The organism is Vibrio ordalii ATCC 33509, assembly GCA_000257205.1.
Lineage (GTDB): Bacteria > Pseudomonadota > Gammaproteobacteria > Enterobacterales > Vibrionaceae > Vibrio > Vibrio ordalii.
Genome location: AEZC01000024.1, coordinates 1 through 7,532, shown reverse-complemented (window position 1 = coordinate 7,532; position 7,532 = coordinate 1). Strand labels below are relative to the sequence as shown.

Below are 7,532 nucleotides of genomic sequence, written 5' to 3'. Positions count from 1 at the left end.
ATTGGAGTCATGACCCGATTCTTTGCACCGCAACTACGCTCAACAGTGGCAATGGCTCAAGCTGGTTTTGGCATTGCGATTGTCCCCAAATCGTTAGCAGAGCATATTGATGATTCTGCCACCATTGCTAGCTTGGAGGGAATGCCCTTTAGCAGTCAGATAGCCTTAGTATGGGAAGCCAGCAACTTAAATAAGCAAGTAGCGAAGATGGTGAAAGCACTTTGCATTAAAAAATAATCCCCCACATTAAAATGCAGGGGATGAGATTAAGTGAAATTTACCAATCAAAGGATATCTATTTCTGATGTAAAAATGTGACGGCTTTGTCTGGGAAATCGGTAAATAAACCATCCACTTTGACAGTGTTGTAGAACACATTGAGCATACCTTCAAAGCTGTCTGCATAAGGTGCAATGCGATCGGGTTCTGCGCGGAAGGTATAAGGGTGAACGATTAACCCTGAGGCCTTAGCGGCTTTCATCAACGGCTTGATGATGATGTTTTCTTTGGTTGAAGCATCGTCAACCAACATAGGTTTCCACGGGCCAATTCCATCGGCGTAGGTGGCGACTTGTTGCATGCCGTTTGCTTCGAACATCCAATCATAGCTGTATGGTTGTGCTTGGCAGCCATCATAGACCATTGTCTCATTCCAATCGGTGTAGGCGATCAATTGAACCAGCTTGAGGTCCATGTTCATTGCTGGAAGCAGTTCATCATTAATGCGTTTTAGCTCGATAGGATCAAAACATTGCAAGTAAACGTTCGACTCTTGACTGTCGTAACCATATTCCTTCAGCATTTTCAGCACCGCTTTACTGATGTCTTTCCCTTCATGGCGGTGGAACCAAGGCGCTTTGATTTCTGGATAAATACCAATATCGTAACCGAGCGTTTTGTTCAGCCCTTGGATCAGCTCGATCTCTTCCGCTAAGGTTGGGACGGTGAAGTCTGATTTCCAAAGAGGGAAACGGTTGGGGAAACCGGCAGTTTTATTGCCTTTTTCATCGATATTAAAACCTTCAGTTACACGCAGGCTTTTGATCTCTGCCAGCGTAAAATCGATGGCGTAGTAGCGACCATCACCACGTGCGCGGTCAGGGAAACGCTCGGCAACATCAGTGACGCGGTCAAGGTAGTGATCGTGTAGAACCACCAATTGGTCATCCTTGGTCATCACGACATCTTGTTCAATAAAATCAGGCTTCATGCCGTAAGCAAGCGCTTTGGCTTCCAGGGTATGTTCAGGCAGATAACCGGAAGCGCCGCGATGGGCTATCACCAATGGTTCTGCTTGAACCCACGCCGAGCTGGCTAAAGTAGCCATGGAAAGTGCGAATGGTATCAGTTTCATATTGTTATCCTTAAAAATTCCCCCTGACGGTGCAGGGGGAGAGTTTTGATTCAAAGTGAACAGTGCGTAACGCAAATTCAACACATTTAGGTGTCAGATTTATGATAGCGTTGACGCTTTTTCTTCCGCAAGTCTGTCTTTTTCTTTATGGTGAGCACGCTCGCCAACGTAGGCATACAGCAGACAAAGGATAGAAATACCGCACGAAGCGACCAAGATCATAAAGCCGCCATCCCAACCAAAGTGGTCAACGGTGTAACCCAATACAGCGTTTGCCGCCACTGCGCCGCCGAGATAACCAAACAAACCTGTTAAACCTGCTGCGGTACCTGCTGCTTTTTTCGGAGCCAGTTCCAGAGCGTATAAACCAATTAGCATTACTGGGCCATAAATTAAGAAACCAATTGCAACAAGAGCTGCCATATCGATGCCTGGGTTACCCGCAGGGTTGAACCAGTAAATCAGTACTGCAAAGGTAACAAGAACCATGAATAAGATGCCCGCAGTGGCACGACGGCCTTTGAATACTTTGTCGGATATCCAACCACACAATAGCGTGCCCGGAATACCTGCCCACTCATACAAGAAGTACGCCCAAGAAGATTTATCAACGGTGAACTCTTTGGCCTCTTTCAAATAAACAGGAGCCCAGTCCAATACGCCATAACGAATGAGGTATACAAAGGCGTTGGCAATAGCGATAGACCATAATAGCTTGTTTGAGAAAACGTATTTGAAGAAGATTTCTTTAGCGGTCATCTCGGTTTCATGAGATTTGTCGTAGTCGTCTGGATAGTCGTTTTTGTACTCTTCAATGGGTGGTAAACCACAAGATTGCGGCGTATCGCGCAGTGTCATCCAAATGAAAATGGCAACTAAGGTCGCAAAAAAAGCAGGAACGTAAAATGCGGCGCGCCAGTCATCGTTAAATGCCCAAAGACCAAACAAGAAAAGGGGACCAATTAAGCCACCGCCGACGTTGTGGGCTACGTTCCATACTGAAACAATTTCCCCCCGCTCTTTACGTGACCACCAGTGAACCATGGTACGGCCACACGCAGGCCAGCCCATACCTTGGAACCAACCGTTTAAGAACAGCAAAATAAACATTGCGGTAATGCTGCCTGTTGCCCACGGCATAAAACCGAAACAGAACATCACTAATGCAGACATTAAAAGACCTGCACTCAAAAAGTAGCGTGGGTTAGAGCGGTCAGATACGTTGCCCATTAAGAACTTAGACAAGCCATAAGCAATCGACACAGCGGCAAGAGCTACCCCAAGATCACCACGGCTAAAACCTTGCTCAATCAAATAAGGCATCGCCAAACTAAAGTTCTTACGAACAAGGTAGTAGCCTGCATAGCCGACAAAAATACTGATGAATAACTGCCAGCGTAAGCGGCTATAAGTGCTATCGAGGCGATCAGAAGATAGCCTTTCTATATGCGCCTTTGGTTTAAAGATATCAAACAACATAGTTGACCCCATTACTATTAATGTAGTGCGATGGTTCTAAAGCTCGAACGATAAAAAAATATTTCGTTCGAAAGAGGGCCGCATTGTCGTGTGCAATAGAATGTATTTCTGTGACAAATGTTACAGGTGAATTAATTTACGCAGGAAAACAAATAATTAGTTTTCATTTTCTTAATGTTAGTACCATTAATTTGAGATGTAATCCTTTTCATTTTTGTTCGCGAGATGTTTGTTTTTGGTTGTTTTGCCATCAATTGAATCGCAGATAAGGAAAATTGGCAAAAATTGTTAAAACATGAAGTCACTCGAAACCCACGGTGAGTTCAATGCTCCATACCCTATTTGATTGGAAAGAGGGTGGCAAAATAAGCAAATAGTCCAGTATTCGTACCTAGATTTGACACTGTCTATTGATAATTCTTGTTAGCTTTGATTAGCAATCCATGTGTTACGGAGTGAAGTTCTGTGGCATTGATGTTAATAATGCAAAAAGGAAGAATGATGAATAATTTTAATAAAGTCAGTGTGTTGGGTTTGTTTTCATTGAGCGCTTTGCTTTCTACTCATGTACAAGCTCATGGCTGGGTTGAATTTCCGAGCGCACGGCAAAACACCTGTTACCTAGATGGTGGTTTTTGGAGTAATGCGATCCCTAATGCAGCATGCCAAGCGGCTTTTGATCAGTCCGGAGCTTATCCTTTTGTACAACGCAATGAAGTGGCGGCCAATGTAGCAAATTATCGTGACATGACTCATGTTCAAGCTGTTGTTCGCGACGGCTTGCTGTGCTCCGCAGGCAGCAATGCCAAAGCAGGGTTAGATGTTGCTTCACCTCATTGGCAAAAAACGGCCGTGAATTTAGACGCCAATCAACAAATCGAATTAGTCTTTAATGCTACCGCGCCACATAACCCCTCTTATTGGGAGTTTTATCTCTCTAAACCGACTTATACTGGTGAGGCCCCATTAACTTGGGATGATCTGGATCTTATTGATACCAAAGGGAATGTAACGGTAGGGACGGATAAAAAATATCGCATCAAGATTACCCTGCCCGCCGATAGAAGTGGTGATGCTGTACTCTATACTCGCTGGCAACGTGTTGATGCCGCGGGCGAAGGTTTTTATAACTGCAGTGATATCAGTTTTAGCGGTGGTGGCTCAAACCCAACGGATCCGACAGACCCATCAGAACCTGCGCAGAATCTCAGCGATCTTGGTGGTTACCTTTCACAAGGTTTTGGTCCTGTTGAATCTGGCGATACGGTTCGTTTGCGTACCTTCGATGCCAACGGCAATGAAACGACCGATATCAGCTTAGCGATTTCAGCCAATAATACAGCAACGTGGCCAGCGGAAGTGGCAGGTCAGTTTAACCAAGTGAAAAAAGGGGAGTGGTTTATTGGTATTTGGCACCAAGAAATGAATCACTATATGTACGATAGCCAGAATGTGTATGCTAATCGTGTATTTGCTCCAAACGCGACTTACAGTTATCAGCTTTCTTTGCTAAAAGAGGACACGCCACAGCCACCTGTCCCCGATAATGCTTGGAGTGCGACTAAAATTTATACGTCCGGTGATGTCGTTATGCACAATCAGCAAACTTGGACAGCGCAGTGGTGGACAAAAAATGAAGAGCCAGGAACAACTGGTGAATGGGGTGTGTGGCGATAGCGTTAAATAGCCATAGAATTGAAGAGTAAAAAGAGAATTGAAGGGTAAAAAGAGTTAGAGAGTAAAAAGAGGCAATGCCATTTTTACTCTCTAACTCTGGTTTAATAATGGTTTATGAGATGCGGTTATTCACACAATTTGCCTTGTTTTGCTGGTTGGGATAACGAGTAATCACCTTCTAAACTGCGATAGATTACCGCATTCCAAATGCTGCCATCATCCATTTCAAACTCAATGGCATAATTCACCCCGTTAACCACTTGTGAGCGGACATCAATAATGTCTTTTAATTGGGCATGGTTCTCTATTTTTGCTAAAGCGCTCTGCAACGCTTCTTTAGCTTCATCAGTAATTTCTGTCGCTTGCCAACCTCCCGGCATCAACTCGCTTGCACAGATGGGGGATGATACGGTCTCTGTTTCCGCCACGACCGCAGTGGGCTCTAGAACCTTGGTACTTTCTGTTTTTGTTTGTTGATCACACCCCGCTAACGCGAGCACACCAAATAGAGGTAAAAGAAATCGTTTCATTGAGTTGTCCTTTGTTTTTAGAAAAGCAGAAAGGGTTAATCTGAGGAGTTCATATTAACAATTGTGTTGTGAGGAGTCCGTCAAGCTCTGTTAGGTGCGTGGTAAATTATGATGATATTTTCTGACAATAAAACGCTATTAGTATTTCTTGCCAATTCTGTCAGTTTTTAACCATAAATAATAAAGCATTTCAACGTTAGGGTAGGTACGATGCACATAAAAAACGTATTACATAACAGTGTGTTTTTATGCCTAGACCCTCGGGTATTTATGACAGGCGCTGGTTATAAGTTTTAGTGGTAGTAATGTGATCATTAGAAGGCAGCGAACGCTGCCTTTTTCAATTTCAAGTAAAAAATATATTGATAATTGTGTGTTCTTTTAAATGTACGCATAACTATCATTTACGCCTAAGTGTTTAACATTTATGTAACATTTTCCCGAAAATATCCAAGTAATTTGGGCTACTGTCTTTTTTGTGACCATTTTATTTGACGCTCGTTTTGCACTATTTTTTCGTGCTGCTGGCAAGGTTGGCCTTCTTGAATCACTTTTAATAAGCGAACCATTCGCAGTCACGTCGCTGGTGGTTGATTGGATGTAAGTCGTCAGCGGATGCTAATAATAACTCTCTAGGATTGAGAAATGAAAAAAGTACAACGTCAAATAAAGTGGCTATTCCTCGCCGCCTCTATCGCAGCAGCACTGCCTGTATCGGCCGCAAAAATGGTGCAAGTTGATGACCAAACTCTATTAGAACAAGCTTTATCCATGCAGGCTCGCAGTATTGTGCCAACACAAAATGGTTTCCAAGCAGTAAAAAGTATCACTCTACCTAATGGTAAAGTCAAAGTCCGTTACCAACAGATGTATCATGGTTTACCGGTCTTCAATACGTCAGTCGTCGCAACGCAGACTGAGAAAGGTATCGATCTAGTTTATGGCATGATGGCGCAGCAAATTGATGCCGATATGACGAGTATTTCACCGCAAGTTGAACAAAAGAAAGCGATGAATATTGCATTGGCTCATTATCAACAGCAGAATCCATCACTGCTTGCAGACGACCTTACAATAGAGAATGAACACGCTAAATTGATGGTGCGCTTGGATGAAAACCAAACAGCTCAGATGGTTTACTTAGTCGATTTCTTTGTTGCAACCAATGAACCTGCACGACCGTTTTTCTTCATTGATGCAATGTCGGGTGAGGTGTTAGAAACATGGGAAGGGTTAAACCACGCAGAGGCGACGGGCACAGGGCCTGGTGGGAATCAAAAGACCGGTTTTTATCAATATGGAACGGATTTCCCCACGTTCTTGATCAATAAAGTCGGCACCACTTGTAGCATGGTGAACAGCGCCGTAAAAACGGTGGATATGAAGCATGCAACATCCGGCGGTTCAACATTCAGCTATCCATGTACTGATGCGAGTAATTACAACGATTACAAAACGGTGAATGGTGCTTACTCTCCGCTTAATGACGCACACTACTTTGGTAAGGTGGTGTTCGATATGTACAAAGACTGGATGAATACCACACCATTAACCTTTCAGCTAACCATGCGTGTTCATTACGGCAGCAATTATGAAAACGCCTTCTGGAACGGATCGTCCATGACTTTTGGTGATGGCCAAAATACATTTTATCCATTAGTGGATATTAACGTCAGCGCGCATGAAGTGAGCCACGGTTTTACCGAGCAGAACTCAGGGCTTGTTTACAAAAATATGTCTGGCGGGATGAATGAAGCGTTCTCTGATATTGCTGGGGAAGCGGCTGAATTTTATATGAAAGGCAGCGTTGACTGGATTGTTGGCAGTGACATATTTAAGTCTTCGGGTGGTTTACGCTACTTTGACCAACCATCAAAAGATGGCCGGTCTATCGATCACGCTTCTCAATACTACAATGGATTAAATGTTCACTATTCAAGTGGTGTGTTTAATCGCGCGTATTATTTGCTAGCCAACAAAGCCAATTGGTCGGTTCGTAAAGGTTTTGAAGTGTTCACCGTAGCTAACCAGTTATATTGGACAGCAAACAGTACCTTTGACCAAGGTGGATGTGGCGTCGCAAAAGCGGCACAAGACTTAGGTTATAACAAAGCGGATGTGGTTGATGCCTTTAACCAAGTGGGCGTAAATGCCAGCTGTGGCGTAGTGCCTCCTGTAGGTAATGTACTTGAAAAAGGTAAACCTATTGTTGCGTTACAAGGTGCGCGAGGCTCCGCAGCCTTCTATACCTTTACGGTCACAAGCTCAACCAGCGCTAAAGTTTCGATCAGTTTGGGCTCAGGTGATGCTGATTTGTATGTCAAAGCCGGCAGTAAACCAACCACTTCTTCGTGGGATTGCCGCCCTTACGAATCGGGTAACAATGAACAGTGCACAATTTCTGCAACACCAGGAACCACTTACCATGTGATGCTCAAAGGCTATAGTAACTACAGTGGTGTAACGTTAAGACTGGATTAACCAACTTTATT

6 protein-coding genes are annotated in these 7,532 nt (G+C 43.8%); 3 read left to right on the top strand and 3 right to left on the bottom strand.

The features are described 5' to 3' along the window. Nucleotides 1-237, top strand: a 237-nt coding sequence (locus tag VOR_RS16570; RefSeq protein ID WP_286118367.1) for a LysR substrate-binding domain-containing protein, incomplete at its 5' end; no start/stop codon positions are given. 58 nt (nt 238-295) lie between these two features. Here the strand turns inward: VOR_RS16570 and glpQ are convergent. Beyond that, complete coding sequence (gene glpQ, locus VOR_RS0101805) at nt 296-1,354, bottom strand: glycerophosphodiester phosphodiesterase (protein ID WP_010317607.1); 1,059 nt, start codon at nt 1,352-1,354, stop codon at nt 296-298. Nucleotides 1,355-1,453: 99 nt separating this feature from the next. Beyond that, entirely contained in the window at nt 1,454-2,830 is a 1,377-nt protein-coding gene (gene glpT / locus VOR_RS0101800) for a glycerol-3-phosphate transporter (RefSeq protein WP_010317605.1), read from the bottom strand. Nucleotides 2,831-3,334: 504 nt separating this feature from the next. On the opposite strand from glpT, the gene VOR_RS0101795 reads away from it, so the two are divergent. Further along, nucleotides 3,335-4,510 carry a lytic polysaccharide monooxygenase gene (locus VOR_RS0101795; RefSeq protein WP_010317603.1) on the top strand — a complete coding sequence of 392 codons (1,176 nt, stop codon included), beginning with the start codon at nt 3,335-3,337 and terminating at the stop codon, nt 4,508-4,510. A gap of 125 nt (nt 4,511-4,635) precedes the next feature. Here the strand turns inward: VOR_RS0101795 and VOR_RS0101790 are convergent, their stop codons facing one another. After that, entirely contained in the window at nt 4,636-5,040 is a 405-nt protein-coding gene (locus tag VOR_RS0101790) for a cystatin domain-containing protein (protein WP_010317600.1), read from the bottom strand. 645 nt (nt 5,041-5,685) lie between these two features. Between VOR_RS0101790 and VOR_RS0101785 the strand changes: the two genes are divergently transcribed. Beyond that, nucleotides 5,686-7,521 (top strand): M4 family metallopeptidase, encoded by a 1,836-nt coding sequence (locus VOR_RS0101785; protein WP_010317598.1) that lies wholly within the window; start codon nt 5,686-5,688, stop codon nt 7,519-7,521. Nucleotides 7,522-7,532 lie beyond the last annotated feature (11 nt).